The following is a 23,047-nucleotide window of genomic DNA, read 5'->3' as shown; positions in this document are numbered from 1 at the left end:
ATCAGCAGCAGACGGAATCACGCACGGGGCGACCGTCCATGTTCTTCAGCCGAAGGGCATTGTCAGCCAGCCATTGCGAATTGGCTTGCAAGGTGACCTGAAGCATTTCGTGAACCCAGGAAGGCAGCTCCGGATTCAGGCGGTAATACACCCACTGGCCCTGACGGCGGTCCAGCAGCATGCCATTGCTGCGCAGTTGTGCCAGATGGCGACTGATCTTGGGCTGGCTGTCGTTGAGCGCGCACATCAGCTCGCAGACGCACAGTTCGCCCAGGCTGGCGATAAGCAGAGTGGCGCGAGCGCGGGTTTCGTCAGAGAGGCTCTTGAAGACATCGGGCGGTGTGATCATGGGGGGGGCCTGTACATGCGGAAAACCGAATATACGTATTTCCATATGTGCTAGCAAGCCTTCCTGGGCTTGTGCGCTTGGCAGCTCACCATCGCCACGCCCTTCGGTCGACAAAAGCAGGGTTTTGGCAGGCTTCAGACGCTGATGGCAATGCAGGGTGTATAGTGCTTGCTCGGGTGACTGTCGTTCAGTGGCTCATAACCGAGATGCCAACATGTCCCAGACGTACCCCAGCGCGGCCCAAAAAGCCCATGTGCGCATCTGCGAGCAGGTCGAGGCCTTCCTTCAGCATGGCGGCCGCATTCAGCAGGTAGCGATCGGTGTCACCGGCTACGCTGAAGGTGTCTCCAGGGCGCAGTGGAAAAAAGGGCGCACTGCAAAGCCTTGAGGAGGCCAGCCGCCGCCGGGAAACGTTCCTTTCAGGTGGTGGTTCATGGCTTGTGCATTCGCGAAGCGGAGGCCGGGGTGGTCTTGAGCACCCCATCATCGAAGAGCTGGCCAAGGTGGCGCACCTGAGCCCGCGGCAGTTCACCCGTGTATTCGGTGGTTCCATCATGGATAACGCTCAGGAGGGGTTCTCGGGTTGACCTCGGGAAGTGCTCGTCAGCAGGTGATAAGGCGTAGCATCAGCGCCACCCTGAACCTTCTCTGAAGGCGCTTTCCTTGAAGCGCGTTTATTCTTGCGCCACCCCCTCAGGTTCATCAGGCACAACACAAGCTGCAGCACAATCAAAGCCCAGGCCTGGGCATGCCACCCCCAGACTGACCACAGTATGTTGCTGGCGATGAAACAGCAGAAGCCGACCATGCGCCGTCCTGGGCGGTGCGACCCGATGCACCAGGCTGCCACAACTGTGACCACCATGGCCGGCCACTCCAGCAATTCGATCCAGCTCTCCATCGAAGCGTGTCCCAAACATTAATCCCTGGCGTCAGGCCGGGCCGGTCGTGCCCGACCCGGCCTGGCGCCTTTGATTCAAGCGGCCCGTTGCTCACCCTTGAGCAGTTTTTTCTGGGCTTGCATGGCGAGCCCCAGCTCGTCCAGTTGGTCTTTGCCGAGGAGCTTTTTCGCGGTGGGGAAGAGTTCTTCCTCCTCTTCCTCGATGTGATGCTCAAGCAGCTCCTTCATCACCTTCACCCGACCGGCGAACTCAAGGGTGCCTGGTTGCGTATGAAGCAGATCAGGCAGCACCAGGGCGTCGACCGTCCGGTGTTCTTCCTTGGCTTCGTAATACATCTTGGCTTCCTCTTTACCACCGGCTTGCTTGATCGCCGGGTAGAGGATGTCCTCCTCCAGAGCGGTGTGGATTTGCAGTTCCTGCTCAATGCGTTGCAGCAGTTCGGCGCGTTTCTTCACGGCACGCTCTGTGGTCGCACAGAGCTCTTCCAGCAGCTTCTTGACTAATTTATGGTCTTGAACCAGCAGGTCGATAGCATTCATGGTGTCACCTCGTTGCGGGCGAATGAAAAATGGCTTGCATGAAGTTGAGTGGCAGTGGGCGGCAGGGTTCAACGCTGATGACGTCTGGTAGGGCACGCGTCAAGCTCAGGCTCGATACCGCTCTGCCAGAGGCGCCGAGGCCCGCGTCAGCAGGCGCCGGCAGCACGATCACAGAATAGGTTTGCCCCCTGTCACGGCGTAACGCGAACCCGAGATGTAGCTGGCTTCATCGGACCCCAGCAAGACATAGATTGGCGCCACCTCCACAGGTTGACCCGGCCGTCCCATCGGGTAACCGGAACCGAAGTTTCTCACCGCCTCATCAGGCATGGTGGCCGGGATCAGCGGGGTCCAGATCGGGCCGGGTGCGACGCTGTTGACGCGAATGCCCTGCTTGCCCAGCAGTTGCGCGAGGCCTGCAGTGAAATTGGCAATAGCCCCTTTGGTCGCGGCATAGGCCAACAGGCTGGGTGACGGGTCGTCAGAGTTGACCGAACTGGTGTTGATGATCGAACCGCCCTTTGGCATCGAGGGCAAAGCGCGCTGGCAAATGCGGAAAATGGCGGTGATGTTGGTATCGAAGGTCTTTACCCATTCATCGTCGTCAATGTCGTTCAGGCTTTCATGGGCCATCTGGAACGCGGCGTTGTTGACCAGGATATCGATGCGACCAAACTGCGCCACGGTCTTGTCGACGATGTCATGGCAGTGCTGTTTCTGTGCCAGGTCGCCCGGCAGCAGCAGGCACTGACGGCCAGCCGCTTTGACCCAGCGCGCGGTTTCCTGCGCATCGTCGTGTTCATTCAGATAGGCAATGGCAACGTCAGCGCCTTCTCGGGCATAGGCAATCGCCACCGCACGCCCGATGCCGCTGTCAGCACCGGTTATCAAGGCGATCTTGCCTGCGAGGCGATTGTTGCCGGTGTAGCTCTGCTCACCGCAGTCCGGATACGGATCCATCTTGCGCTGGGAACCGGGAACGCTTTGCGGTTGGGATGGGAATGGAGGGGTAGGGTAGTTGCTCATGCTGGAAGCTCCTGCAGGGTTGGAACGCTCATTCCCGTTCGAAAGGCGCGCCAGGCCAGTGTTGAAGTGGATCTTCGTGCTGAGCGACGAGCGGTTGATGCACCCATTTCCAGTGAATTTTTACCCTCCGCCTAGCTCTACCGCTGACGGGGCTTGCTGGCATGGGTGAGGCCCACGTCATCAAGGAGTCTGCAGTGCCTCGAATCATCACGCCTTCCACGCCGGAACATGAGATCGATCAGACGAACGAGAGGATGTTCGGTACGCCCAAGGAGCGGCTGGATTTCTATCGACGCGAAATTCAGTATGAGACCACCATCCTGGCCAACCGTACCGACGCTTATCTTGCGGCCCAGTCGTTCCTGGTGATCGCCTACGTGTCATCGATGGGTAACCTGAACCAAAGCTGGGGCGAAATGTTCACCCTGATGGTCCCGGCTTTTCTCGCACTGCTCGGCGTGCTCAGTACACTGAATGCCTGGCCTGGCATCCGCGCGGCCTTCCGGATTATCGAGCACTGGCAGATGAAGCAGAGCCACTTGCTGCGCAGCGAGCCGCTGATGGGGCTGGCCTATGACGAGTCGCCGCTGTTCTGCGAGGCCGAAACCTCTCAGGCGGGGCACCGCAAATCGCTGCTGTTTTCCTTGCGCACACCCTGGATTTTCCTGTGCTTCTGGGTGTTGCTGGGCAGCTATTCGGTTTTCATCCAGCTGGCGTGATCAGCGCGTGCCGGTCGGCACCAAGGGCGACCAGCACGCGTTGAAAAGAAGCAGGCTCAGCCTGCCAGTGCCTCGCTCAGGATATCGACCACCGCGCCGCTGTTTTCCAAGGCATCACGCGGGCCGGTCAGTTCCACCTGTTCAAAGCCATTGGTGACCAGAAAGGCACGCGATTGCCGTTCAATTGTGCACTCATCATTGTGCTCCTCGTACTGACAGGCCTCTCATAAGGGCCTGCAAACAGCAAGCAGAGTTCCTGCTCGATGCTTGGCGGTAGAGGGAGAACAGGCTAACGGTTGCGTACAGTCTCCAATGCAGGCGACCACACCGTATGACCGCAACGTGAACACGCCAGGGTGTCATGAGGCTCATGGTAGGCCGGGAAGCCACAGCTCACGCAGCAATGCAACCCGGCGCCGGGCGGCGATGTGTACTCCGGGCGATGCTCGACCGGCAGCACTGACAGGCCTGGGCGTGTGTCTTGCTGATCGTAGAAGTACAAACTGAGATCGCCATCGGTTTCCAGAAGGCCCAGTCGAACCTGGCCCAGGTGCTCGACACCTTGCTGGCGTAGCTCCATGAACAGCTCATTCGGTGAAATGTTCATGTGCCGCAGCGAATGGATTTCGTACATGCCATCTTTCACTACCGTGACCGGCAGCCCGTCGATCCAGGCCTCGCAGGTTCTGTTTCGCCTCATGAGGTAGACCGTTCCTCGGTAAAGCATGAACAGCGTGAGGAAAACCAAGGCCACCGGAAGCAGCGGTACGTCCTCGTAAAAGGTCACATCGCCGGCAGCTGAGCCCAGGGTAAGAATGACCACGAGTTCGAACCGGGACAGCTGTCTGATCCCGCGCCGGCCACTGAACTTCAGAAAGAAGAACACGGCCAGGAAGGCCGCTGAAACACGCACAGCAACTTCCAGCAGAAAGGTAAAAGGGAAGTCGCCTATCAGCATCCGTTGCAGATCAAACGAAACCATTCGTTCCACCCTTCCTTCTGCCGTTGTCAGATAAAGGGTTGACCGTTCTCGCTCAAGGCTGGTTCATCGACTTGGCCTGCAACTCTCCGCGCGCGTCACCAGGGAATCGGCGTGCCATCCCACGCCCAGAACGTTCCGCTCTGCGCCGGGCCGTGACGGCTCACAAGTGCCAGGATGCAGGTGGCGGCAAACGCGGGCGAGAACAGTTTGCCCGGCGGCACATTGCCCTGAAAGGGGCGGGAAAGCTGGGTGTCGGTGGTGCCGGGATGCAATGCAAGTACCGTTGACGCGGGGTTCAGTCGCTTCAGCTCGATGCTTGCAGTGCGCAGAAGCTGGTTGAGCGCGGCTTTGCTGGCACGGTAGCTGTACCAGCCCCCCAGGTGATTGTCGCCGATCGACCCGACCCGCGCCGACAAGGCGACGAAGGCCATCGGTTGCCGACGCAGCAGCGGCAGCAAATGCTTGAGCAGCAGAACAGGGGCGAAACAGTTGGTTGTGAAACTGCTCAGCAACCCGGCCATATCAAGCTGGGTCAGCGCCTTTTCAGCCCGTGCCGGGCCTTCTTGCAGGACGCCAAGCGTGCTGAAGACCAGGTTCAGCTGGTCGCAGCAGGCGCCCACCTGTGCTGCCAGAGTGTGCAGTGCCTGCTCGGACCGGGCGTCGCAGTCGAGGCGAACCAACCGTCGCCCGTGCTCTGTGAACAAGGTATCCAGCGCAGGGCTGGTGGTGGCTCGTCGCGAAACGGCGAACACCAGCCCGATGTCATCGCGCGCCAGCAACTGCGTGCACAATGCCAGGCCAATCCCTTGGCTGGCCCCGCAGACCAGCACGTTGGCGGGTGTCTGAAGGTCGTTGATCAGGCTCATCGGAGTGTCCTCTTGGCTGGGCGCTGGCGCCTCGTCCTGTGATGCCTGCCAACGTTCGTGCAGTTGGCAGGGGTGAGCTCACAGCAGGATATAGTCGCTGTACTGCCGTAAGCCGTCATGTGGCCCTTCGATCAAGTGCACGTAACGGTCGTTCACCCAGTCGATCGGCAGGCAATCGTCGACGTCCAGTACCGCGTCGGTATGCGGCTTGAGCCAGTCTGCCTGCAGGCGCTGTTTGCCCAGTTGCCTGGCCTCGGCCTTGTCCCTGGCCACCACCAGCAGGTAGCGGTGTGCCTCGCCAAACACCCCGGGCTCGTAGCCGCCAAGGTTGATGAAGAACAACCTGGGATCGTGTGGGCCAGGCGCTACCTGACTGAACGCGACGCGGTAGCGGTCAATACCGTCGACTTCCATCCATGCGTCGATGTGCAGGCCCGTTCGGCTCCCGAACCAGGCTTGGCGCAGATGGGGGTAGGCCTGTTCAAGTGAGTCCGCCTGCGCGAACAACACGTCGTGGACCTCGATATTGGCCCGTGGGTGGCGTCCACCGAGCATGACGACGTACAGCATGAGCAATTCCTTCTATCTCGACTTTCATGGGTGTTCGATAACGGGGGCGCGAGGCTTGCAGAAATGTGCATGCTTGGCATTGAAATCTGTACATGTCCCGGCGAATATGTGTACAAGCGTCTACTATTGTATAATATTTTCCGAAGTGCTCGAGGTCAGAATGGCGCACCCTGCACGTTGGACCTGTCTGTGCCTGCTGCTAGCCGCCATGTCGTCGGCGGCAGACTGGCGAGCGGAGCTGCCTGCGGCGCAACGGCTGGGCGCCGGTGATTTCACCTGGTTTGGCCTGCGGCTGTATACCGCCCGGTTATGGGCAGTTGGCCCGGTTCAGGACTGGAACCAGCCGTTCGCCCTTGAGCTGCTGTATCACCGTTCATTGTCCCGGGACACGCTGGTCAAGGCCAGCCTCGAGGAAATGCAACGCCTGGGTGGCGGCAGCATGACGGCACAGCAACGCGCGGCATGGACCAGGGCGATTGAGCAGGCATTCGTGGACGTGAGCCCTGGCATGCGCATCACGGGCTTGTACCTGCCGGGGCAGGGTTGCCGCTTTTACGTCGACGGCAAATTGAGCCACGCGATCGACGATCCGGTGTTCGCCCGGGCCTTCTTCGCCATCTGGCTTGACCCGCGGGCCAGAGACCCCCAATTGCGTCAGCGGCTGCTTGGGCTGGCTGGCGATGACCGAGGAGCCTGAACATGTACAAAGCGCTGTTGCTGGCTGCCTGCCTGCTTCTGGGCAGTTGTGGCAATGTCGGTATCGAGCACTATGCCCAGGAGCAGCCGAAGCTGGACCTGGCGGCGTTCTTCTCGCGCCCGGTTCAGGCGTGGGGGATGTTCCAGAAGCGTTCCGGGGAGGTGGTCAAGCGCTTCCATGTGCGCATCGACAGCCGCCGCGAAGGTGAACGGCTGATCCTCGACGAGCATTTTCTCTATAGCGATGGCACACGCCAGCAGCGTACCTGGACGCTGGTGCCGGACGGCCCCGGGCGCTGGCGGGGAACAGCGGGGGACGTGATCGGCGAGGCGCGTGGCGAAGTGGCGGGCAACGCGCTGCGATGGCGTTACCAACTGGATCTGCCGGTCGACGGGCGGCACTGGCAGGTAGACCTGGACGACTGGATGTACCTCATGGATGACGACACCCTGATCAACCGCTCGAGCATGAGCAAGCTGGGCGTGGAGATTGGCCAGATCACCTTGTTCTTCCGCCGCCTGCCAGAGGGCACACCATGAACCTGATCGCGCTGACCCAGCTGGTTTCGACCGGCGAAGCCAAGGAACTTGAACTGCTGTCGCTGGAGGGTGGCTTCTACCTCCTGCGCGCCCTGACCGACGCCGGCCCTGTGACATTGAGCGATGCCCAGGGGCAGCCCGTGCGCGTGCGCTCCACGACCGAACTGCGGCAGTTGCTGGCCGACCTGCCGCCGGTGCCGTGCATGCTGGTGCAGCAGGTGGTGCATGATGAGATGTGCGGGCAACGTGACGGCCCCATCGCGCCGTTGCGCGTACCGGTAACGCTCACCAGCCAGTGGTAGCCCGGACGATGCGCCTGGGCCTGGTGCTGGGTGACCAACTGTCGTTCGACCTGGCAAGTCTGACGTCCCTTGACCCTGCTCGCGATGCGGTCCTGATGGCGGAAGTGGAGGGGGAGGCCCGATACGTACCTCATCATCCGCTGAAGATCGTTCTCATCTTCAGCGCCATGCGGCATTTTGCCCAGGCCCTGCGTGAACGGGGTTGGCAGGTGCACTATGTCGAGCTGGACGTCGAGGGTAACAGCGGCAGCATCGTGGGTGAGTTGCGTCGATGGCAACAAGCCTTGGGCGCCACCCACATTCACTTGACCGAGTGCGGTGAGTGGCGCCTGGAGCAGGCCTTGCGTGATGCCGCACTGCCGCTTGTGTGGTTTCGCGACACGCGTTTTCTGTGCTCCCGTGAAGCCTTCGGGCGCTGGGCCACGGAACGTCGCCAGCTGCGTATGGAGCACTTCTACCGTGGCATGCGCAAGCGAACCGGCCTGCTCATGGAGCCTGACGGCAGCCCGGCAGGGGGAGCCTGGAATTTCGATGGCGACAATCGCAAGCCATTGCCACGGCAGCTGCGTGGCCCATTCGCTGCGCATTTTGCGCAAGACGACATCACGGCAGCGGTGGTGGCCTTGGTGCGTCAGCGCTTCAGCGATCACTACGGGGGCGTCGACGGTTTCGACTACCCCGTGACCCATGCCGAGGCACAACAGCTGTGGCAGCATTTCCTGGATTTCGGCCTGGCGGCTTTCGGTGACTACCAGGATGCGATGGCCGAAGGCGAGCCGTACCTGTTTCATGCGCGCATCAGTGCGGCGCTCAACATCGGCCTTCTGGATGTGCGTCGTCTGTGCGACGACGTCGACACAGCCTGGCGTGAGGGGCGGGTGCCGCTCAATGCAGCCGAAGGTTTCATTCGCCAGCTGATCGGCTGGCGTGAGTATGTGCGTGGCATCTATTGGCAGCGCATGCCGGCGTATGCCGGGCTCAATCACCTGAACAACCACCGGGCGCTGCCAGAATTCTACTGGACCGGGCGCACCCGCATGCGCTGCATGGCGCAAGCCATCGGGCAGACCCTGCGGTTGGGCTACGCTCACCATATTCAGCGGTTGATGGTTACCGGCAACTTCGCCTTGTTGGCCGGTATCGTGCCAACCGAGATTTGTGAGTGGTACCTGGCGGTCTACATGGATGCCTTCGAGTGGGTCGAACTGCCCAACACGCTTGGCATGGTGATGCACGCCGACGGCGGCTACCTGGGGTCCAAGCCGTACTGCGCCAGTGGTCGTTATATCCAGCGCATGTCAGACCATTGCAAGGCTTGCAGTTACAGGGTCGACCAGGTGACCGAAGACGATGCCTGCCCGTTCAATGCCTTGTATTGGCATTTTCTTATTCGCCATCGCCCCCAGCTCTCGGCTAACCCGCGCCTGGCCCTGGTCTATCGCAGCCTTGATGGCATGCCCGCTGGCCGTCGCGATGCGGTGTGGCAACGTGGCCAGTCATTGCTGGCGCGGCTCGATGCGGGGCAGGCGTTATGAAAAAGAGCCTTCTGCCCAGCAAGGTTTGCGTGGTGTGTGGCCGGCCGTTCACCTGGCGCAAGCGCTGGGCACGCTGTTGGGAGCAGGTGCGCTACTGCTCCGAGCGATGTCGCCGGTCAGCGCCGCGCCGCGATGCGCGCCAGCAGGGGCAGGGCCAAAGCCCATATCGGCATCAGTAGCAGGCCGGTTTCCAGCGCGCCCAATGGCAAGGCGACACCTGCCAGCCTGGCGCCGCCTACATAGGCCAGAGGGCCGCCAATCGCCCCCAGCAGTGCGCCGATTCGCCAGTGCCTGCCGGCCCATGCCAGGCTGTGACGCATCCCGCTGGCCAGCACCAACCACAGCAGCGCTAGCCACAGCGGCAGGGGCCAGGCGTCAAAACCGAACACCCCCAGTGCTCCCAGCACGCTGTCGAGCACGCAGCCGACAAAGGTGACGCGCAAAAGCGCCTTGAGCTCGGCATTGATGTCCGGGCACAGGCGCAGGTGCACTGCCACGCCCGGAATCACCAGCAGCAACAGCAAGGGCCGCTCGGCGCCCAGCACGCAGACCCACCAGCCGGCTTGCAGCCAGAGGGCATTGCCGATCAGCCAGCGGTTGTGCATCAGGCACCGCCAGGCAAGGGCGCGCGGCGTGCCTGGGGGGCTGCCCAGAGCAGGTGCGCAACACCGATCGCGCGTTCCTCGAAACCGCCCTGGCAGTAGCAGAGGTAAAACTCCCACAGGCGCTGGAACATGTCGTCGTAGCCAAGGTCCGTCAGCGCAGTGCGTGCCTGACGCAGGTTTTCGCGCCAGTGTCGCAGGGTGTGGGCGTAATCCAGGCCAAAATCTTCCATGTGCACAAGGTTCAGGCCAGTGTGCCGGCTGGCGGTGTCGAGCAACACGCTCAGCGAAGGCAGGGCGCCACCGGGGAAGATGTAGCGCTGGATAAAGTCGACCGAGCGCTGCGCCTGGGCATAGCGCTGGTCGCGGATGGTGATCGCCTGCAATAGCATCAGGCCTTCAGGCTTGAGCAGCGAAGCACATTGGCGGAAATACACCGGCAGGTAGCGATGGCCGACCGCTTCGATCATCTCGATCGATACCAGTTTATCGAACGTGCCTTGAAGGTCGCGGTAGTCTTCGCGGAGCACTTGCACGCGCTGCCCCAGCCCCAAGGCCTTGACGCGCTGCAGGGTATGGCTGTACTGGGCCTCGGAGAGCGTTGTGGTGGTGACCCTGCAGCCATAGCGGGTGGCTGCGTGGATAGCGAGGCTGCCCCAGCCGCTGCCAATTTCCAGCAGGTGATCGTCAGGGCTCAGCTCGAGCTTCTGGCAGATGCGCTCCAGCTTGTGCAGCTGGGCCTGCTCCAATGTTTGCCCAGGGTATTCGAATTGCGCAGCCGAATACATCATGGTGGGGTCCAGCAGCCGCTCGAACAGGGCATTGCCCAGGTCGTAGTGGGCCAGAATGTTGCGCCGGGCACCGCGCTTGTCGTTGCGGTTGAGCCGGTGCAGCAGGCGCAGGGCAGGGCGGCCCAAGCGGGCCAGGCCACCCTCGAGCGCGTCGAGCACTTCAAGGTTGGCGACGAACAGGCGGGTCACCAGCGCCAGGTCGGGGCTGCGCCAATAGCCGTGAATGTAGGCTTCGCCAGCACCGATCGAGCCATTGCCGGCGATCAGGCTCCAGGTGGCGTCATCGAGGATCTCCACCTCGGCCTGCAACGGGCTGTCGGCATCACCGAAACTCCACTGCTGCCCGTGGCTGAGCAGGCGCAGGTGGCCGTGACGCAGCTTGCCCAACTGGGCGAGCACGGTGCTTCGTGCCAGCCCGCCGAGCAGGGGCGCAAGGCCTGCGAACTTGCTAACGCTCAGGGTGGGATTTGACATCATCAAGGTCCTCGCAAGGTTGGCCGAGTGCCAGGTCACCCTGGCAGGTGGTGTGGTCATGCACGGGGGTGCGTTTGAGTAACAGGCGCAGCGCTTGCCAGTAGATGGCCGAGACAGTGCGCAGGCTCATCCATGGGAAGTTCAGGACATACCGACGTAGCGCTGCTCCATCCAGTGGCTTGCGGCGCAGGGCGAGGTCGGCCTCGAACACCTTTGTGCCGCCTTGCCAGTTCTGCATCTGAATGCGTACATGGTCCGTGTCCAGGAAAAAGCGCAGGCGATAGTCCATGTCCAACGGCATGAACGGCGACACATGGAAGGCCTTGCCGACGCTGAAGGGCCTGGCAAGGTTGCCTTGCACCGGGAGCACGTAATGAAAGCGTTCACGCCAGGGCGTGTTGCGCACTTCCATCAGGATCGCGGTCAGGCACCCGTCGCGGTCATGGCAGAAATAGAAACTCACCGGGTTGAACGACAGCCCCCAGCACCGCAGTTGCGTGAGCAGCTGTACCCGGCCTTCGGGCAGGTGCCCCGTCGCCTGCCCGACCAGCAAGCGTGCAGCCTGGGCCAGCGATTCGCCTTGGCGGGTCAGGGCGGGCAGGTAGTCGGTCTCGCGCCAGCACAACGGCGCCAGGCGCCAGCGTCCCAGCCAGCGTGACAGGCCCATCAGCCAGGATTGTTCGTCCAGGTCCAGGTAGAACATGCCGATCCGGTAGCGGAACGCGTGGACCCGCGGCGTCAGCCGACGGTGGCTGATCCAGCCCACGCAGAGGCTGCTGTTCACAGTTGCTCTCCGAAGTGCGCGGCCACCTTAAGTGCGCTGACCACCCCGTCTTCATGAAAGCCATTGCCCCAGTAGGCGCCGCAGAAGTAACTGTGCTGTTGCCCTTGCAGTTGCTCCTGGCACGCTTGCGCGGCGGACGCTGCAACGCTGTACTGGGGATGGGCGTACTGGAAGCGGGCGATCACCTGCGCCGGGTCTATCAGTGCGGTCTGGTTGAGGCTCACGCAGAAGGTTGTCGGTGCCTGGATACCTTGCAGAATGTTCATGTTGTAGGTCAGCGCGGCGGGAGCCTGCTCGGGGCCGCCCAGGCGGTAGTTCCAGCTGGCCCAGGCGCGCTGGCGGCGTGGCAGCAGACGGGTATCGGTGTGCAGCACCACGTCGTTGCTGGCGTAATCGATGGCGCTGAGTACGGCGCGCTCCTGATTGCTGGGGCTTTCCAGCAGTGCCAGGGCCTGATCACTGTGACAAGCGAACACCACATTGTCGAAGCGTTCGGTGCCGGCCGCGCTCACGAGGGTCACGCCACCTTCGTCGCGGCTGACGCGGTAAACCTTGCAGTTGAGGCGGATGCGCTCAGCGAACGGTCGGCACAGCGGTGCGACATAGCTGCGCGAGCCGCCTTTGATCACCCGCCACTGTGGACGTTGGTTGACCGACAGCAAGCCGTGGTTGCGGCAGAAGCGCACAAAGAACTCAAGCGGGAAGTGGAGCATGTCTGCGCGAGACATCGACCAGATCGCCGACCCCATCGGCACGATGTAATGATCGATGAAGCGTTGCCCATAGCGGTTCGCTTGAAGGTAGTCGCCCAGCGTGGTGCTGGCATCGATACGCCGGTTGTCCAGGTCGGCCAGTGCCTGACGGTTGAAACGCAGAATGTCCCGGATCATCCCCCAGAACCCTGGGGACACCAGGTTGCTGCGTTGGGCGAACAGGGTGTTCAGGTCGTGGCCGTTATATTCCAGGCCCGTCATCGGGTCATGCACGGAAAAGCTCATCTCGGTCGGCTGCGATGGCACCTGAAGCTGGTCGAGCAAGCGGATGAAGTTCGGGTACGTCCAGTCGTTGAAGACGATGAAACCGGTATCTATTGCATGGCGCTGGCCTTTCCAGACCACATCAAGGGTGTGCGTGTGGCCCCCGACCCATTGCTCGGCCTCGAAAACCGTGACTTCGTGTTTGCGTGACAGCAAATGGGCGCAGGTCAGCCCCGCGATGCCACTGCCGATGATTGCTATACGCATGGATCATCATTCCTGTTCATGACGGGCGAGGCGTTGGCCCAGCGCCAGGCGCAGGCGCGCGGGCAGCGCCCCGAGCAGGCGCAACACCAAGGTGAAAAGACCGGGGAAGTTGATTTCCAGGGGGCGGCCGGGCAGGCGTCTGGCGATATGCCGGGCGGCACGCTGCGCAGACCACAGCTGTGGCATGGGGAAATCGTTGCGACGGGTCAGTGGCGTGTCCACGAAGCCTGGGCTCACCAGGGTGACCGCGATGCCTTCGCGGGCCAGGTCGATTCGCTGTGACTCCACCAGATAGCGCACCGCGGCCTTGGACGCGCCATAGGCGCCGGCGCGGGGCAAGGCCAGCCAGGTTACCGAACTGCCCATCACCACCAGGTGGGGGCGCTGGCCGGCGCGAAGCAAGGGCAATGCTGCCGCCAGGCAGTAGCTGACGCCCAGCAGGTTGGTGCGCATGACGCGCTCGACCAACGCCGGATCGAAATGCCCAGGCTCCAGGTATTCGCAGGTGCCGGCATTGAGAATGGCCATGTCCAGGCCTCCCCAGGCCTGCTCGATTTGCGCAGCGATGCCGGCGACCTGCTCCGGGTTGTCAAGATCGCCAATGGCCAGCAGTGCTTGCCCGGGAAACCGTTCGGCCAGCGGGGCAAGACGGTCGGCGTTGCGCCCGCCCAAGGCGACTTGGTGGCCTTGCTCCAGGAGGACTTGCGCGAGCGCGGCACCGATACCGCTGCTGGCGCCGGTCAGCCAACAGCGGCTCATGCCAGCCTGCCTTTGAGCCAGCGGATTGCTGTGCCCATGACGGGAAGGTGCTCATAAAGCAGGGCGCCGGCGTCGAAATAGTCCTGGTGAAAATGCACACGGTCGCGCCAATGCAGGCAGCTGCAGCCTTGCAACGTGATCGGCTGGCCGCCGGCCAGGCGCGGGTGGCAAAACTGCAGTGTCCAACGCAGGTAGCCCTGCCCGGGCTTTACCTCGTCGGCGCTGGTGAAGGCGTAGCGGATATCGGTGGCGTTGGCGTACAACTGCTCGAAGTAGGCATGCAGGGCCTGCAGCCCCTGTATCTGGTGCAGGGGATCACGAAAGGTGACATCGTCGCTGTACAGTTTATCCAGCGTGTCGAGGCTAGCCCCATCAAGGCGGGCGAAGCGCTCGGCGAATTGCTGTAGGTACGCTGACATACTGGGCTCCAGGCAATCCTGTACAAAATTGAATTGTTGTACAGGTATAACTGAAGCCTAAGCCTTTATCTATACAAGTCAACGGTCTTGTATAGGTTTTTTGTCAGTGCTTGGCCTGGCCCTGCTGCCGGCGCAGTTCCGCCACTTCAGCCTCCAGCTCGCGAACCCTTTCCTCGGCGAATACTTGCGCTGTGACATCGCGCTGGATGCCGATGTAGTAGGTCAGCTGGTCCGCCTCGTTGTGCACCGGTGTGATGGACAACTCGTTCCAGAACAGGCTGCCGTCTTTGCGGTAGTTGCGCAGCACCTGGCAGCAGGGGCGGCCTTCGCGGATCGCCTCGCGGATAATTGCGATGCCCGGCTGGTCGTGATCCTCGCCCTGAAGAAAACGGCAGTCCTGATAGAGAATATCGTCGGCGCAGTAGCCGGTCAGGCGCTCGAAGGCCGGGTTGACGTAGATAAGGATGCTCTCATTGCCTTCCTGCTCGGCGACAACGATGCCATCGTTGGAATGTTCGACCATCAGTTGCAGGAGTTTTGCGTTGATCATGGGGCTCACCTACAGATATTTCGTATGCGATATGCGCCAAAGGCTTCCGGTGCAGAAGCTTTTGGCGCCGTTTGTTGCATGATGAACCAAGGAGGCTCGCCGCAGAAGGTGCATCTGGGTTTAGAATGTATCACCCCCTGGATGACACCTCGTTATGACCGACGCCACCCCACCCGAATTGCTACCCATGCGCGATGTGGTCAGCCTGACCGGCATAAATCCGGTGACCTTGCGTGCCTGGGAGCGGCGTCATGGGTTGATTCGCCCGCAGCGCACCGAGGGCGGCCATCGCTTGTACACAGCCCAGGATGTGCAGCGCATACGTGACATCTTGCGCTGGACCGCCAATGGCCTGCCCATCAGCAAGGTTGGCGACAGGCTCGCCGGCCAGCCTGAGGCGCCTGTGCAGCAGCCCTCGGCCTTTGACGACTGGCGCGCCGCCGTTGCGCGCGCTTCCAGGGCATTCGATGCGCAGGCGCTGGAAGCGATCCATGGACAGCTGTTCACACTTTTGCCAAAGGCCACGGTGCTGCGAGACGTGCTGATGCCGGTTTGGCATGAGCTGGCTTCAGGCACTGCGCCAGGCCAGCGTAGCCAATGGCTGTTTCTCGATACGTTCTTGCGCGCCCGGCTGCTGCTGCGCTTGCAGATGAACCAGGTCGATGCGCCGCGGGTGCTGCTGGCGGGTACCGAGAGCCAAGCCGAATGCCAGGTGTTGTGCGCCGGGCTGCTGTTGAGCAGCGAGCGACAACGCATCGAAGTGCTCGGCTGCGGGCAGCCGCTGGAAGAGCTCCCGCTGCTGTGTGCAGCGGTGCAGCCTGCGGCACTGGTGATCGCGCTGCAGCCACCGGTTAGCCCTGCCTTGGCCAAGCGCCTGCGCTCGCTGCAGATGGAAATTGATTGTCCGCTGGCCTTGACGGGCGAGGGGCTGGCCGGTGTGCAAGCGGCCTTGCACGGGCTGCCGGTATGCCTGCTGGACGAGCAGGGTGCTGACGTCGCGCACGTGCTTGACGCCTTGCTCAGGGGGGCGCTGGACCTCTGAACCTGGCCCTTCCCCCTGTCCAGGTAGTGAGGTGCACAGTTCCGTAACGGCGTCTACGCTCTCTGAGCGTCATTAAACCTATGCTGAATCGATACGGCGCATTGTTCAAAGGAGCTGGCAATGACTGTGTTCGTAAAAAGCTTCAGTACGCATCGTGCGGAACATGCGAAAGGGTGGATGCTTGCACCGGTTATCCTGTTGGCTCTCCATAGTAGCGACCTGTTAGCCGGAGGCATCTTCATCTATGAGGCCGGCCAGGAAAGCAACGGCTTGGCCAATGCTGGCTCGGCGGCGCTGGCCACCGACCCCAGCGTGCTGATGAGCAACCCCGCAGGTATCGCCCTGCTGCCTGGCACGCAGATCAGCGCCAACGCGCAGGTAATCCTTGGCGACCTGCGTTACTCACGCGACAGCAACAACCAGTTCGACGGCAACGAGGGCGGCAATGCCCTGCAATACCTGCCGGGCGCCAGCCTGTTCATCAGCCACCAGCTCGATGACCGCTCGGCCATCGGGTTCGGCATGTACGGTAATTTCGGCCTGGCACTGAACTACGACGATGACTGGGCAGGGCGATACTTCACCCAGGAAGCAGCAGTGATTGGTGTGTCTTTCCAACCCACCTTTGCTTACAAGTTCACCGATGACCTCACCGTCGGCGTCGGCCCGCGCATGATGCTCGGCTATTACCGCACCGAGGTGGCCATCAATAACAGCCTGCTGGGATTGGTCGAGCGCCCCGATGGCCAACTCGAATACAAGGACACCGATTTCGGCATTGGGGTGAACCTGGGCCTGCTCTACCAACTCGCCCCTCGCACGCGAATTGGCCTGGCCTACACCAGCAAGGTGAAACTGGAGTTTGAAGACAATCCGCACGTCAGCAACATCAACAATCCGCTCATCAATGCCGCCCTGAGCCGCCTGGCGGTAGACACGCTGGAACTGGAGATGAACGTGCCGCAGACCGCGACGCTCAGCGTGGTGCACCAGTTGGACGAGCAGTGGACATTGCTGGGCAGCCTGGGTTGGCAGGACTGGAGCGAGTTCGGTGACATCGGAGTCGAGGTGGACGCCAATGCTGCCGGGGTCAGCCGCACGGTCGATCGCAAGTACAAGGACACCTGGCACGCCTCGGTGGGCGCCCAGTACCAGTCGACCCGCCAATTGCGCTGGAGCTTTGGGGTGGGCTATGACAGTTCGGCCGTGGATGACAAGGACCGGACCGTGGACAACCCTATGGGCGAGGTATGGCGCTTAGCAACCGGGGTGAACTATCAGATTGAAGAAGGATTGGACCTGCATCTGGCGTACACGCTGGTCTGGCTGGGCGACATGGACGTGCAGCAGACCAAGGCGCGCTCCGGTGACACGCTGTCAGGCCGTTTCGATAACGCCGCCTTGCACATCATCGGCGGCGGCGCAACGTGGCGATTCTGAAGACGCTCATCCTTGGATAACCGCTCCAACGCGGAAGGAGAAGTTGCATGAAAAGTAAGTCGCTTATTGCAACCGTTTGTCTCGCATCGCTGTTACTGCATGGTTGTGCGAGCAAATACGTGGAGCCTGATGAATATTCCGGATTTCTGAAGGACTACAGCAAGCTCAAGGAAGACAAATCACCTTCGGGTGCCGAGGTTATGCGCTGGATCAAGCCTGGCATCAATGCCAATCAATTTTCCAGCGTCTATGTCGAACCCAGCCAGTTTTACCCTAAACCGCAACCCACTGCGAAAATTCCGCAGCAAACCTTGCAAGGCATAACCCAATATTACGATCAGGCGTTGAAGAACCGATTTTCCACAGTCCTGCCGCTGGCGACGAGCCCTGGGCCTGGTGTATTGGTGGTGCGCCCGGCGATCACTGGGGTGAGCGCAAAAACCAAAGGGCTGCGCCCCTATGAGGTTATTCCGATCGCGTTGGTGGCCGCCGGCATCAGTACGGCTACAGGTATTCGCGACCAGGACACCAGCGTGGCCACGGAGGCCGCATTCATTGATGGAAGTACCAATGAGTTGGTGGCCGAAGTGGTACGTAAAGGTGCAGGCGCTGAACTGGACAACTCGTCGCAGATCATGCAGGCCAAGGACGCTCGTGCCGTGCTCGATGGCTGGGCAAAGGACATGGTCAGTTCATTCCAGGCCCTGAAAAAATAGTCCGCATGTTCCCCTGTCGCGCATGTGTGCCAGGGGAGCGAAATGTGATGCATGAATGTACTGTTTCAAGGATGCCCCGATGAAAACGGTCATGCTCAAAATCAAACATGAATTCCTGAAAGTGCTTCCGCCCACCGTGTTTTTTTTCGTGATTCTGCACATCGTTGCGCTGATTCGCGCACTTATGATCAAGGGCTCGGGGGTGGAGCTGCCTGTCTCTGCCTCGGTGCTGATCGCCGCTCTGATATTGGGCAAGTCTGTGCTGGTTGCCGATATGCTGCCTTTCATCAACCGGTTTCCCGACAAGCCGCTAATCTGGAACGTTGTCTGGAAAACACTCATGTATGCAATGGTCGCGCTGATCGTTCATTACCTGGAACGTCTGTATGAGTACTGGAAAGAGGCTGAGGGCTTGCTCGATGCAAACGCGATGTTGTGGGCATCCATAAACTGGCCTCGCTTCTGGGCTGTTCAGATCTTGCTGATGACATTGATATTCATGTATTGCGTCATCGCAGAGTTGGCGCGCGTCATTGGCCGCGAACGCCTTAAACGCATGTTCATCGGCCCGCTACCGTCAAAGCAGTCCGAGATGTCGAATCACACCGGATAGCCGAATAGCTCGGCCGATCGCAACGCAGTGGCTTTACAGTTGACGGGTATTACTATGTCGAAAAGAAATGACTACCCGCTTTATCTACTTGCCTTGCTGGCACATACCGGACAAGGGCAAGCGGAAGACTCCGCAGAGCTTGCCAAGAAAGCGCTTAACCCGGTTGCGGCCATGTACAGCTTGCCGGTGCAATATAACTGGGACCAGAAAATAGGCCCGGGCGGCAATGGCAAGCGCAGCCTGACAAACATCCAGCCCGTTCTGCCTTTCAGCCTGAATGAAGAGTGGAACCTGATTTCCCGCACAATTCTCCCGGTCATCGACCAACACGGCCTGGGTGGTGCAGCGGACACCTCCGGTGTGGGCGATGTGACCCAGAGCTTTTTCTTCTCACCGAAACAACCCACTGCCAGTGGCTGGATACTTGGCGCAGGGCCGGCGCTGCTGATACCAACAGGCAGCAACGACGTACTGAGCAGTGAACAATGGGGGCTCGGGCCGACCGCGGTAGCTTTGAAGCAATCCAACGGTTGGACGCACGGCATATTGGCCAATCATATCTGGGGGCTGGAGGGCAGCCCTGCGGATGGAAAGGAGAAGGTCAACCAGACCTTCTTGCAGCCGTTTCTTTCTTACACCAACAGTACGTTGACCACCTTTGGTATCAACAGTGAGTCCACATACGACTGGCAATCCCAAGAGTGGACGATTCCACTCAACCTGACCATTACCCAATTACTGAAGGTTGGCGGCCACCCCATTACCGTCCAGGCCGGCCCGCGTTACTGGCTCGACTCACCGGATAATGGCCCGGACGGCTGGGGCTTTCGCTTTGCTGTGACGCTGTTGTTCCCACGCTGAGCCGGGAAGTTAAGCCAATAATAACAAAGCGGATTTTCAGTTTGCGGCTATGATCAGTAACCAGTGGCCTGCAGGTCTGTCCGAGCGGTCATTTGCGAGCAGTGGGTTTAGGCTCTGTATGAAGAGCCTTGATACTCGGTGATGCTGCGGTGAAAACAGCCTGACCCTCTTCTCAAGGCTTTTCATCCAGACCTTAGGCAACAGCCTAATTACGCAGGCGTCGCTACTCGGCATGCCAGAAGCCTCTTCCAAGGGGCGCTGATTCGTTTGACCACGGAGCTAAAGGATGGCGCGTCGCAACGAAGGCAATATGCTGGGTTTGTCGTTGAAGGCCTTGTGCTGTTTGGCTGTTTTGATCATTTGGCTGTTTGGTCCAATGGGCATCGCGTTCTCCGCTGAGGAGGCGGGAGCTGTACCCACCCCCTCGATCGCGTCCGAGGGCTATGTGGCAACCGCTACTTGCCTTGGCTGTCACGTTACCCAGGCCAAAGCCTGGAAGGACTCTGATCACGGTTGGGCCATGCGTGATGCTACCGAGGCCAACGTGCTCGGCAACTTCAAGAATGCTCGCTTCGATGAGGCCGGGGTAACGGCGCGTTTCTTCCGTAGGCAGGGTGGCTTCTTCATCAATACCGAAGGTGAGGATGGCCAGCCGGCAGACTTTCAAATTCTCTACACCTTTGGCCACTATCCGCTGCAGCAGTACCTGGTTGCCCTGCCCAGGGGACGCCTGCAGGCTTTGACCATCGCCTGGGACAGCAGAGCCAAGGATGAGGGCGGGCAACGCTGGTTCTCGCTCTACCCAGGCCAACGCTTCGCGCCCGATGACCCCTTGCACTGGACCGGTCGCTACCAGAACTGGAACGGCATGTGCGCCGATTGCCATTCCACTCGCTTGATGAAGCATTACGACGATCGCCAGGACAGCTTTGCCTCCACCTGGAAAGAGCAGAACGTTGGCTGCCAGAGCTGTCACGGGCCTGGCAAGGCGCATGTCGATTGGGCGAACAAAGCCAAACCCGCCGAGCAAACCTATGCGTCGGTCAAGGACATAGGGTTGGCAGTCGATTACAAGGCGTTGGGCAGCCAGGGCATGGTCGAACAGTGTGCGTTCTGCCACAGCCGGCGGCAGACCCTTGGCGTGGGTCAGTTACCTGGTCATCCGCAGCTTGACCAGAGCCTCCCGGCAACGTTGCGCCGCGGCCTTTACCACGCCGATGGCCAGATCGACGGTGAGGTGTACGAGTATGGCTCGTTCACGCAAAGCAAAATGTACAACGCAGGGGTAGGCTGCACCGACTGCCACAACCCCCACACCACCAAGGTCAAGATCGAAGGCAACGGGCTGTGCCTGCAATGCCACAACGGCAATCCACCGGTAGCCCGCTTCGCTACCCTGCAGGCCAAGGACTACGATACGCCCGCCCACCATCACCATGTCGCTGGCAGCCCTGGCGCCCAGTGTGTCAGTTGCCACATGCCGACCAAGACCTACATGGTCGTCGACCCTCGTCGTGACCACAGCTTGCGGATCCCACGTCCGGACCTCGCCAGCAAGGTCGACAGCCCCGATGCCTGCACCGCCTGTCACAAGGATCAGCAACCGGCCTGGGCGGCCAAGGCAATCGAGCAGTGGTTTGGCAAACCGCAGCGGCCGGTGTTGTTTGGCGAGGCGTTCCAGGCGGTGCGCGATGGCCAAGGTATCCCGTTGAGCCTTTTGAATACGGTGCTGGCAGACAAGACCAAGCCGACCATCGTCCGTGCCACGGCTGCCGAACAGATGGCCGACCTGGGCCCCCAGGCCCTCATCAGTCTGGGCTGGGCGTTGAAAGATCCGAGCCCCTTGGTGCGAGCCTACGCCACCTCTGGTTTCTCGAGCGTGCCACCAGAGCAGCGTCTCAAGCCGCTGTTGCCCCTGCTCGAAGACCCGTCCCTGGCGGTGCGCGATGAGGCAGTGCGGGCGCTCGCGGATGTGCCCACGGCGCAATTGCCAGCCCAGTCGATGGAGGCGTTCAGCACCGCGCTGGCGGACTATGAGGCGCGGCTGCGTGGCAATGCCGACCTGCCTGGCGGGCGTTTGAACCTGGCCGTCCTGTTGAGCCGCCAGGGGCGTCAGCAAGAAGCCATGGAACAGTACCGTCAGGCATTGCACCTTGACCCTTACTTTGTGCCGGCGCGGGTCAACCTGGCCAATCTTGCAACGGCCGAACACCAGCTCGATGAAGCGGAAAAGGTACTGCGCGCAGGCCTGGCGCTGGACAAGATGTCGGCCCCCGACCACGGCAACCTGGCGTACATGCTGGCCCTGCTGCTGGTGGAACGACGCCAGCCCGAAGAGGCCGTGGGCTTGATGGAAACGGCAGCGGTCGCGCTGCCAGGCAATGCGCGCATTCGTTACAACCAGGGCTTGCTGTTGTCGCGCATGAACCGTCGGGATGAGGCCTTGGTGGCGCTGCGGCGCGGCCTTGAGCAGGCGCCTGACAACGCCGACCTGCTTTACTCGTTGATCTACCTGCATGCCTTGGCCGGTGAACGCCGTGAAGCCTATGCCTATGTACAAAGGATGCGCAAAGCGGCCCCTGACGATTCACGCCTGCAAGGCATCGAGCCTTATTGGCAAAAGTACGAAAGCACAAATTGAGCTGGCGAGGGTGCTGTGAGCGGCTAGATTTACCTCGTCGCCTTCAAGCCGTTGCGAACATCCGTGGGGCATCCTGTCGATGCCCCGACTGACTAGGACCGGACAGTGGATATACGCGAGCAGATTGCTGAACTCGAAGCCCATGTGGCGCAGAGCGTGCTGGGCCAGGCCGACACCATTCGTCATGTGATCCTTGGCTTGCTGGCCAATGGTCACGTCTTGCTGGAAAGCCTGCCGGGGCTGGCAAAAACGCGTACGGTCAAGGCGTTGGCCACGCATCTGGAAGCCAGCATGCGGCGCATCCAGTTCACCCCCGACTTGTTACCGTCGGACATCACCGGTGGCGAAATCCTCCAGCAGACCGCGCAGGGCAACGAGATCAAGTTTCAACCCGGGCCGCTGTTCGGCAACGTGATTCTCGCCGATGAGATCAACCGCGCCCCGGCCAAGGTTCAGGCGGCGCTGCTTGAAGCCATGGAAGAACGCCAGATTACCGTGGCCGGTCAGAGCTACCCGATGTCGGGCCTGTTCATGGTGCTGGCGACCCAGAACCCCATCGAGCAAGAAGGTACCTACCCATTGCCCGAGGCGCAGATGGACCGGTTCCTGATGAAGCTGCAACTGGACTATCCCAAGGTGGAGGATGAAACCCTGGTGCTGCGCCTGGTGCGCAACGAGGAACAGCAGGCAGGCCACCCGCACCAGGCGCCTGGGCGTCTGCCCCAGGAGGTGGTGTTCGCCGCCCGCAGCGCGATCGCCGGCATCGAAGTATCGCCTGCGATCGACCGCTACCTGATCGATCTGATCAACGCCACCCGCCACCCGGCAGAGCATGACCCGGACCTTGGGCGCTGGGTCAAGATCGGCGCCAGCCCGCGTGGCGGTATCAGCCTGGATAGGGTGGCGCGCGCCCACGCGTGGCTGGCCGGGCAGGAGTACGTCACCCCGGACGATGTGCGTGCGGTCATCCATCCGGTGTTGCGCCACCGCTTGCAGCTCTCTTACGACGCCGTCGCCGATGGCATTGGGGCCGACCAGGTGATCGACCGGCTGCTGGACAAGGTCGCCATCCCGGCCTGAACGGA

Annotated in this window: 28 protein-coding genes and 2 pseudogenes; 15 read left to right on the top strand and 15 right to left on the bottom strand. The window is 61.2% G+C overall.

The annotated features are described in order from the left end of the window. Position 1: 1 nt before the first annotated feature. A complete protein-coding gene (locus ACI7M0_RS15470) occupies positions 2–349 on the bottom strand; it encodes a metalloregulator ArsR/SmtB family transcription factor (RefSeq protein ID WP_010953634.1) in 348 nt (115 codons plus the stop codon). A 214-nt stretch (positions 350–563) separates the two neighbouring features. On the opposite strand from ACI7M0_RS15470, the gene ACI7M0_RS15465 reads away from it, so the two are divergent. Both ACI7M0_RS15465 and ACI7M0_RS15460 read left to right on the top strand, forming a co-directional pair. Then, positions 564–737 (top strand): hypothetical protein, encoded by a 174-nt coding sequence (locus tag ACI7M0_RS15465; protein WP_017147688.1) that lies wholly within the window; start codon positions 564–566, stop codon positions 735–737. Positions 738–789: 52 nt separating this feature from the next. Then, positions 790–936: a hypothetical protein gene (locus ACI7M0_RS15460; protein WP_165366973.1), complete on the top strand. Its 147-nt coding sequence runs from the start codon at positions 790–792 to the stop codon at positions 934–936. An 89-nt stretch (positions 937–1,025) separates the two neighbouring features. On the opposite strand, the pseudogene ACI7M0_RS15455 reads toward ACI7M0_RS15460, so the two are convergent. From ACI7M0_RS15455 to ACI7M0_RS15445, 3 genes and pseudogenes are all read right to left on the bottom strand, one after another. Further along, a pseudogene (locus tag ACI7M0_RS15455) lies at positions 1,026–1,250 on the bottom strand (hypothetical protein); the annotation flags it as partial. 75 nt (positions 1,251–1,325) lie between these two features. Then, positions 1,326–1,790: a hemerythrin domain-containing protein gene (locus tag ACI7M0_RS15450; protein WP_010953638.1), complete on the bottom strand. Its 465-nt coding sequence runs from the start codon at positions 1,788–1,790 to the stop codon at positions 1,326–1,328. A 168-nt stretch (positions 1,791–1,958) separates the two neighbouring features. Next, positions 1,959–2,816 carry a glucose 1-dehydrogenase gene (locus ACI7M0_RS15445; RefSeq protein WP_129932160.1) on the bottom strand — a complete coding sequence of 286 codons (858 nt, stop codon included), beginning with the start codon at positions 2,814–2,816 and terminating at the stop codon, positions 1,959–1,961. Between the two features lie 194 nt (positions 2,817–3,010). Here ACI7M0_RS15445 and ACI7M0_RS15440 point away from each other — a divergent pair, with 194 nt between their 5' ends. Then, entirely contained in the window at positions 3,011–3,535 is a 525-nt protein-coding gene (locus tag ACI7M0_RS15440; protein ID WP_010953640.1) for a hypothetical protein, read from the top strand. A gap of 71 nt (positions 3,536–3,606) precedes the next feature. Here the strand turns inward: ACI7M0_RS15440 and ACI7M0_RS15435 are convergent. From ACI7M0_RS15435 to ACI7M0_RS15420, 4 genes and pseudogenes are all read right to left on the bottom strand, one after another. Next, a pseudogene (locus ACI7M0_RS15435) lies at positions 3,607–3,731 on the bottom strand (protease); the annotation flags it as partial. A 93-nt stretch (positions 3,732–3,824) separates the two neighbouring features. Further along, positions 3,825–4,517 carry a DUF421 domain-containing protein gene (locus tag ACI7M0_RS15430; protein ID WP_104961942.1) on the bottom strand — a complete coding sequence of 231 codons (693 nt, stop codon included), beginning with the start codon at positions 4,515–4,517 and terminating at the stop codon, positions 3,825–3,827. A 95-nt stretch (positions 4,518–4,612) separates the two neighbouring features. After that, the gene (locus ACI7M0_RS15425) at positions 4,613–5,383 is read right to left on the bottom strand and encodes an SDR family NAD(P)-dependent oxidoreductase (protein WP_129932161.1); all 771 of its coding nucleotides are present in this window, start codon (positions 5,381–5,383) and stop codon (positions 4,613–4,615) included. Positions 5,384–5,461: 78 nt separating this feature from the next. After that, complete coding sequence (locus ACI7M0_RS15420; RefSeq protein ID WP_014591337.1) at positions 5,462–5,953, bottom strand: DUF1543 domain-containing protein; 492 nt, start codon at positions 5,951–5,953, stop codon at positions 5,462–5,464. A 160-nt stretch (positions 5,954–6,113) separates the two neighbouring features. Between ACI7M0_RS15420 and ACI7M0_RS15415 the strand changes: the two genes are divergently transcribed. From ACI7M0_RS15415 to ACI7M0_RS15395, 5 genes are read left to right on the top strand one after another with little or no spacing between them, the layout of a single operon-like run. Continuing rightward, the gene (locus ACI7M0_RS15415; RefSeq protein ID WP_003254011.1) at positions 6,114–6,650 is read left to right on the top strand and encodes a chalcone isomerase family protein; all 537 of its coding nucleotides are present in this window, start codon (positions 6,114–6,116) and stop codon (positions 6,648–6,650) included. Positions 6,651–6,652: 2 nt separating this feature from the next. After that, positions 6,653–7,189 carry a DUF3833 domain-containing protein gene (locus tag ACI7M0_RS15410; RefSeq protein WP_003254010.1) on the top strand — a complete coding sequence of 179 codons (537 nt, stop codon included), beginning with the start codon at positions 6,653–6,655 and terminating at the stop codon, positions 7,187–7,189. Further along, a complete protein-coding gene (locus tag ACI7M0_RS15405) occupies positions 7,186–7,491 on the top strand; it encodes a DUF6482 family protein (protein ID WP_003254009.1) in 306 nt (101 codons plus the stop codon). Before ACI7M0_RS15410 ends, ACI7M0_RS15405 begins: the two co-directional genes overlap by 4 nt. An 8-nt stretch (positions 7,492–7,499) precedes the next feature. Beyond that, positions 7,500–9,026: a cryptochrome/photolyase family protein gene (locus ACI7M0_RS15400; RefSeq protein WP_129932162.1), complete on the top strand. Its 1,527-nt coding sequence runs from the start codon at positions 7,500–7,502 to the stop codon at positions 9,024–9,026. Beyond that, positions 9,023–9,205, top strand: coding sequence for a DUF2256 domain-containing protein (locus tag ACI7M0_RS15395; RefSeq protein ID WP_080574912.1), 183 nt, complete (start codon positions 9,023–9,025; stop codon positions 9,203–9,205). The genes ACI7M0_RS15400 and ACI7M0_RS15395 overlap by 4 nt, the downstream gene beginning before the upstream one ends. Here ACI7M0_RS15395 and ACI7M0_RS15390 read toward each other — a convergent pair. From ACI7M0_RS15390 to ACI7M0_RS15360, 7 genes are all read right to left on the bottom strand, one after another. After that, positions 9,143–9,631, bottom strand: a complete 489-nt coding sequence (locus ACI7M0_RS15390; RefSeq protein ID WP_129932163.1) for a DUF2878 domain-containing protein — start codon at positions 9,629–9,631, stop codon at positions 9,143–9,145. The genes ACI7M0_RS15395 and ACI7M0_RS15390 overlap by 63 nt on opposite strands. Further along, positions 9,631–10,893 (bottom strand): cyclopropane-fatty-acyl-phospholipid synthase family protein, encoded by a 1,263-nt coding sequence (locus ACI7M0_RS15385; RefSeq protein ID WP_104887469.1) that lies wholly within the window; start codon positions 10,891–10,893, stop codon positions 9,631–9,633. The genes ACI7M0_RS15390 and ACI7M0_RS15385 overlap by 1 nt, the downstream gene beginning before the upstream one ends. Beyond that, positions 10,868–11,677 (bottom strand): DUF1365 domain-containing protein, encoded by an 810-nt coding sequence (locus ACI7M0_RS15380; RefSeq protein WP_010953649.1) that lies wholly within the window; start codon positions 11,675–11,677, stop codon positions 10,868–10,870. Before ACI7M0_RS15380 ends, ACI7M0_RS15385 begins: the two co-directional genes overlap by 26 nt. Then, positions 11,674–12,921, bottom strand: a complete 1,248-nt coding sequence (locus tag ACI7M0_RS15375; RefSeq protein WP_129932164.1) for an NAD(P)/FAD-dependent oxidoreductase — start codon at positions 12,919–12,921, stop codon at positions 11,674–11,676. The genes ACI7M0_RS15380 and ACI7M0_RS15375 overlap by 4 nt, the downstream gene beginning before the upstream one ends. A 6-nt stretch (positions 12,922–12,927) precedes the next feature. Continuing rightward, a complete protein-coding gene (locus ACI7M0_RS15370) occupies positions 12,928–13,680 on the bottom strand; it encodes an SDR family oxidoreductase (protein ID WP_064493320.1) in 753 nt (250 codons plus the stop codon). Further along, positions 13,677–14,099 carry a nuclear transport factor 2 family protein gene (locus tag ACI7M0_RS15365; RefSeq protein WP_064493319.1) on the bottom strand — a complete coding sequence of 141 codons (423 nt, stop codon included), beginning with the start codon at positions 14,097–14,099 and terminating at the stop codon, positions 13,677–13,679. The genes ACI7M0_RS15370 and ACI7M0_RS15365 overlap by 4 nt, the downstream gene beginning before the upstream one ends. Positions 14,100–14,202: 103 nt before the next feature. Next, positions 14,203–14,649 carry a PAS domain S-box protein gene (locus tag ACI7M0_RS15360; RefSeq protein ID WP_029615462.1) on the bottom strand — a complete coding sequence of 149 codons (447 nt, stop codon included), beginning with the start codon at positions 14,647–14,649 and terminating at the stop codon, positions 14,203–14,205. A gap of 154 nt (positions 14,650–14,803) precedes the next feature. Here ACI7M0_RS15360 and ACI7M0_RS15355 point away from each other — a divergent pair, with 154 nt between their 5' ends. The 7 genes from ACI7M0_RS15355 (at position 14,804) to ACI7M0_RS15325 (ending at position 23,042) form a co-directional block, all read left to right on the top strand. Then, on the top strand, positions 14,804–15,691 hold the full coding sequence (locus ACI7M0_RS15355; protein ID WP_129932165.1) for a MerR family transcriptional regulator: 888 nt from the start codon (positions 14,804–14,806) through the stop codon (positions 15,689–15,691). Between the two features lie 177 nt (positions 15,692–15,868). Then, complete coding sequence (locus tag ACI7M0_RS15350; RefSeq protein WP_129932183.1) at positions 15,869–17,131, top strand: OmpP1/FadL family transporter; 1,263 nt, start codon at positions 15,869–15,871, stop codon at positions 17,129–17,131. Positions 17,132–17,178: 47 nt separating this feature from the next. Beyond that, positions 17,179–17,847, top strand: a complete 669-nt coding sequence (locus tag ACI7M0_RS15345; RefSeq protein WP_129932166.1) for a DUF3313 domain-containing protein — start codon at positions 17,179–17,181, stop codon at positions 17,845–17,847. Positions 17,848–17,926: 79 nt separating this feature from the next. Further along, positions 17,927–18,460 carry a hypothetical protein gene (locus ACI7M0_RS15340; RefSeq protein WP_129932167.1) on the top strand — a complete coding sequence of 178 codons (534 nt, stop codon included), beginning with the start codon at positions 17,927–17,929 and terminating at the stop codon, positions 18,458–18,460. A 54-nt stretch (positions 18,461–18,514) separates the two neighbouring features. After that, the gene (locus tag ACI7M0_RS15335; protein WP_129932168.1) at positions 18,515–19,321 is read left to right on the top strand and encodes a transporter; all 807 of its coding nucleotides are present in this window, start codon (positions 18,515–18,517) and stop codon (positions 19,319–19,321) included. A 286-nt stretch (positions 19,322–19,607) separates the two neighbouring features. Further along, positions 19,608–21,962, top strand: a complete 2,355-nt coding sequence (locus ACI7M0_RS15330; protein ID WP_129932169.1) for a tetratricopeptide repeat protein — start codon at positions 19,608–19,610, stop codon at positions 21,960–21,962. A gap of 105 nt (positions 21,963–22,067) precedes the next feature. Next, positions 22,068–23,042 (top strand): MoxR family ATPase, encoded by a 975-nt coding sequence (locus tag ACI7M0_RS15325; RefSeq protein ID WP_104961927.1) that lies wholly within the window; start codon positions 22,068–22,070, stop codon positions 23,040–23,042. Positions 23,043–23,047: the final 5 nt, after the last annotated feature.

It is taken from the genome of Pseudomonas sp. 10(2024) (assembly GCF_045164175.1).
GTDB classification, from domain to species: domain Bacteria; phylum Pseudomonadota; class Gammaproteobacteria; order Pseudomonadales; family Pseudomonadaceae; genus Aquipseudomonas; species Aquipseudomonas alloputida.
Note: the sequence above shows the minus strand (reverse complement) of the source record. Positions and strands in the feature narration are given on the sequence as shown.

Excerpts from the sequence above, each read along its gene's own strand:
- ACI7M0_RS15470 (WP_010953634.1), bottom strand. The coding sequence starts at position 349 with ATGATCACACCGCCCGATGTCTTCAAGAGCCTCTCTGACGAAACCCGC.
- ACI7M0_RS15465 (WP_017147688.1), top strand. The coding sequence starts at position 564 with ATGTCCCAGACGTACCCCAGCGCGGCCCAAAAAGCCCATGTGCGCATC.
- ACI7M0_RS15450 (WP_010953638.1), bottom strand. The coding sequence starts at position 1,790 with ATGAATGCTATCGACCTGCTGGTTCAAGACCATAAATTAGTCAAGAAG.
- ACI7M0_RS15445 (WP_129932160.1), bottom strand. The coding sequence starts at position 2,816 with ATGAGCAACTACCCTACCCCTCCATTCCCATCCCAACCGCAAAGCGTT.
- ACI7M0_RS15430 (WP_104961942.1), bottom strand. The coding sequence starts at position 4,517 with ATGGTTTCGTTTGATCTGCAACGGATGCTGATAGGCGACTTCCCTTTT.
- ACI7M0_RS15425 (WP_129932161.1), bottom strand. The coding sequence starts at position 5,383 with ATGAGCCTGATCAACGACCTTCAGACACCCGCCAACGTGCTGGTCTGC.
- ACI7M0_RS15420 (WP_014591337.1), bottom strand. The coding sequence starts at position 5,953 with ATGCTGTACGTCGTCATGCTCGGTGGACGCCACCCACGGGCCAATATC.
- ACI7M0_RS15415 (WP_003254011.1), top strand. The coding sequence starts at position 6,114 with ATGGCGCACCCTGCACGTTGGACCTGTCTGTGCCTGCTGCTAGCCGCC.
- ACI7M0_RS15410 (WP_003254010.1), top strand. The coding sequence starts at position 6,653 with ATGTACAAAGCGCTGTTGCTGGCTGCCTGCCTGCTTCTGGGCAGTTGT.
- ACI7M0_RS15405 (WP_003254009.1), top strand. The coding sequence starts at position 7,186 with ATGAACCTGATCGCGCTGACCCAGCTGGTTTCGACCGGCGAAGCCAAG.
- ACI7M0_RS15400 (WP_129932162.1), top strand. The coding sequence starts at position 7,500 with ATGCGCCTGGGCCTGGTGCTGGGTGACCAACTGTCGTTCGACCTGGCA.
- ACI7M0_RS15395 (WP_080574912.1), top strand. The coding sequence starts at position 9,023 with ATGAAAAAGAGCCTTCTGCCCAGCAAGGTTTGCGTGGTGTGTGGCCGG.
- ACI7M0_RS15390 (WP_129932163.1), bottom strand. The coding sequence starts at position 9,631 with ATGCACAACCGCTGGCTGATCGGCAATGCCCTCTGGCTGCAAGCCGGC.
- ACI7M0_RS15385 (WP_104887469.1), bottom strand. The coding sequence starts at position 10,893 with ATGTCAAATCCCACCCTGAGCGTTAGCAAGTTCGCAGGCCTTGCGCCC.
- ACI7M0_RS15375 (WP_129932164.1), bottom strand. The coding sequence starts at position 12,921 with ATGCGTATAGCAATCATCGGCAGTGGCATCGCGGGGCTGACCTGCGCC.
- ACI7M0_RS15370 (WP_064493320.1), bottom strand. The coding sequence starts at position 13,680 with ATGAGCCGCTGTTGGCTGACCGGCGCCAGCAGCGGTATCGGTGCCGCG.
- ACI7M0_RS15365 (WP_064493319.1), bottom strand. The coding sequence starts at position 14,099 with ATGTCAGCGTACCTACAGCAATTCGCCGAGCGCTTCGCCCGCCTTGAT.
- ACI7M0_RS15360 (WP_029615462.1), bottom strand. The coding sequence starts at position 14,649 with ATGATCAACGCAAAACTCCTGCAACTGATGGTCGAACATTCCAACGAT.
- ACI7M0_RS15355 (WP_129932165.1), top strand. The coding sequence starts at position 14,804 with ATGACCGACGCCACCCCACCCGAATTGCTACCCATGCGCGATGTGGTC.
- ACI7M0_RS15350 (WP_129932183.1), top strand. The coding sequence starts at position 15,869 with ATGCTTGCACCGGTTATCCTGTTGGCTCTCCATAGTAGCGACCTGTTA.
- ACI7M0_RS15345 (WP_129932166.1), top strand. The coding sequence starts at position 17,179 with ATGAAAAGTAAGTCGCTTATTGCAACCGTTTGTCTCGCATCGCTGTTA.
- ACI7M0_RS15340 (WP_129932167.1), top strand. The coding sequence starts at position 17,927 with ATGAAAACGGTCATGCTCAAAATCAAACATGAATTCCTGAAAGTGCTT.
- ACI7M0_RS15335 (WP_129932168.1), top strand. The coding sequence starts at position 18,515 with ATGTCGAAAAGAAATGACTACCCGCTTTATCTACTTGCCTTGCTGGCA.
- ACI7M0_RS15330 (WP_129932169.1), top strand. The coding sequence starts at position 19,608 with ATGGCGCGTCGCAACGAAGGCAATATGCTGGGTTTGTCGTTGAAGGCC.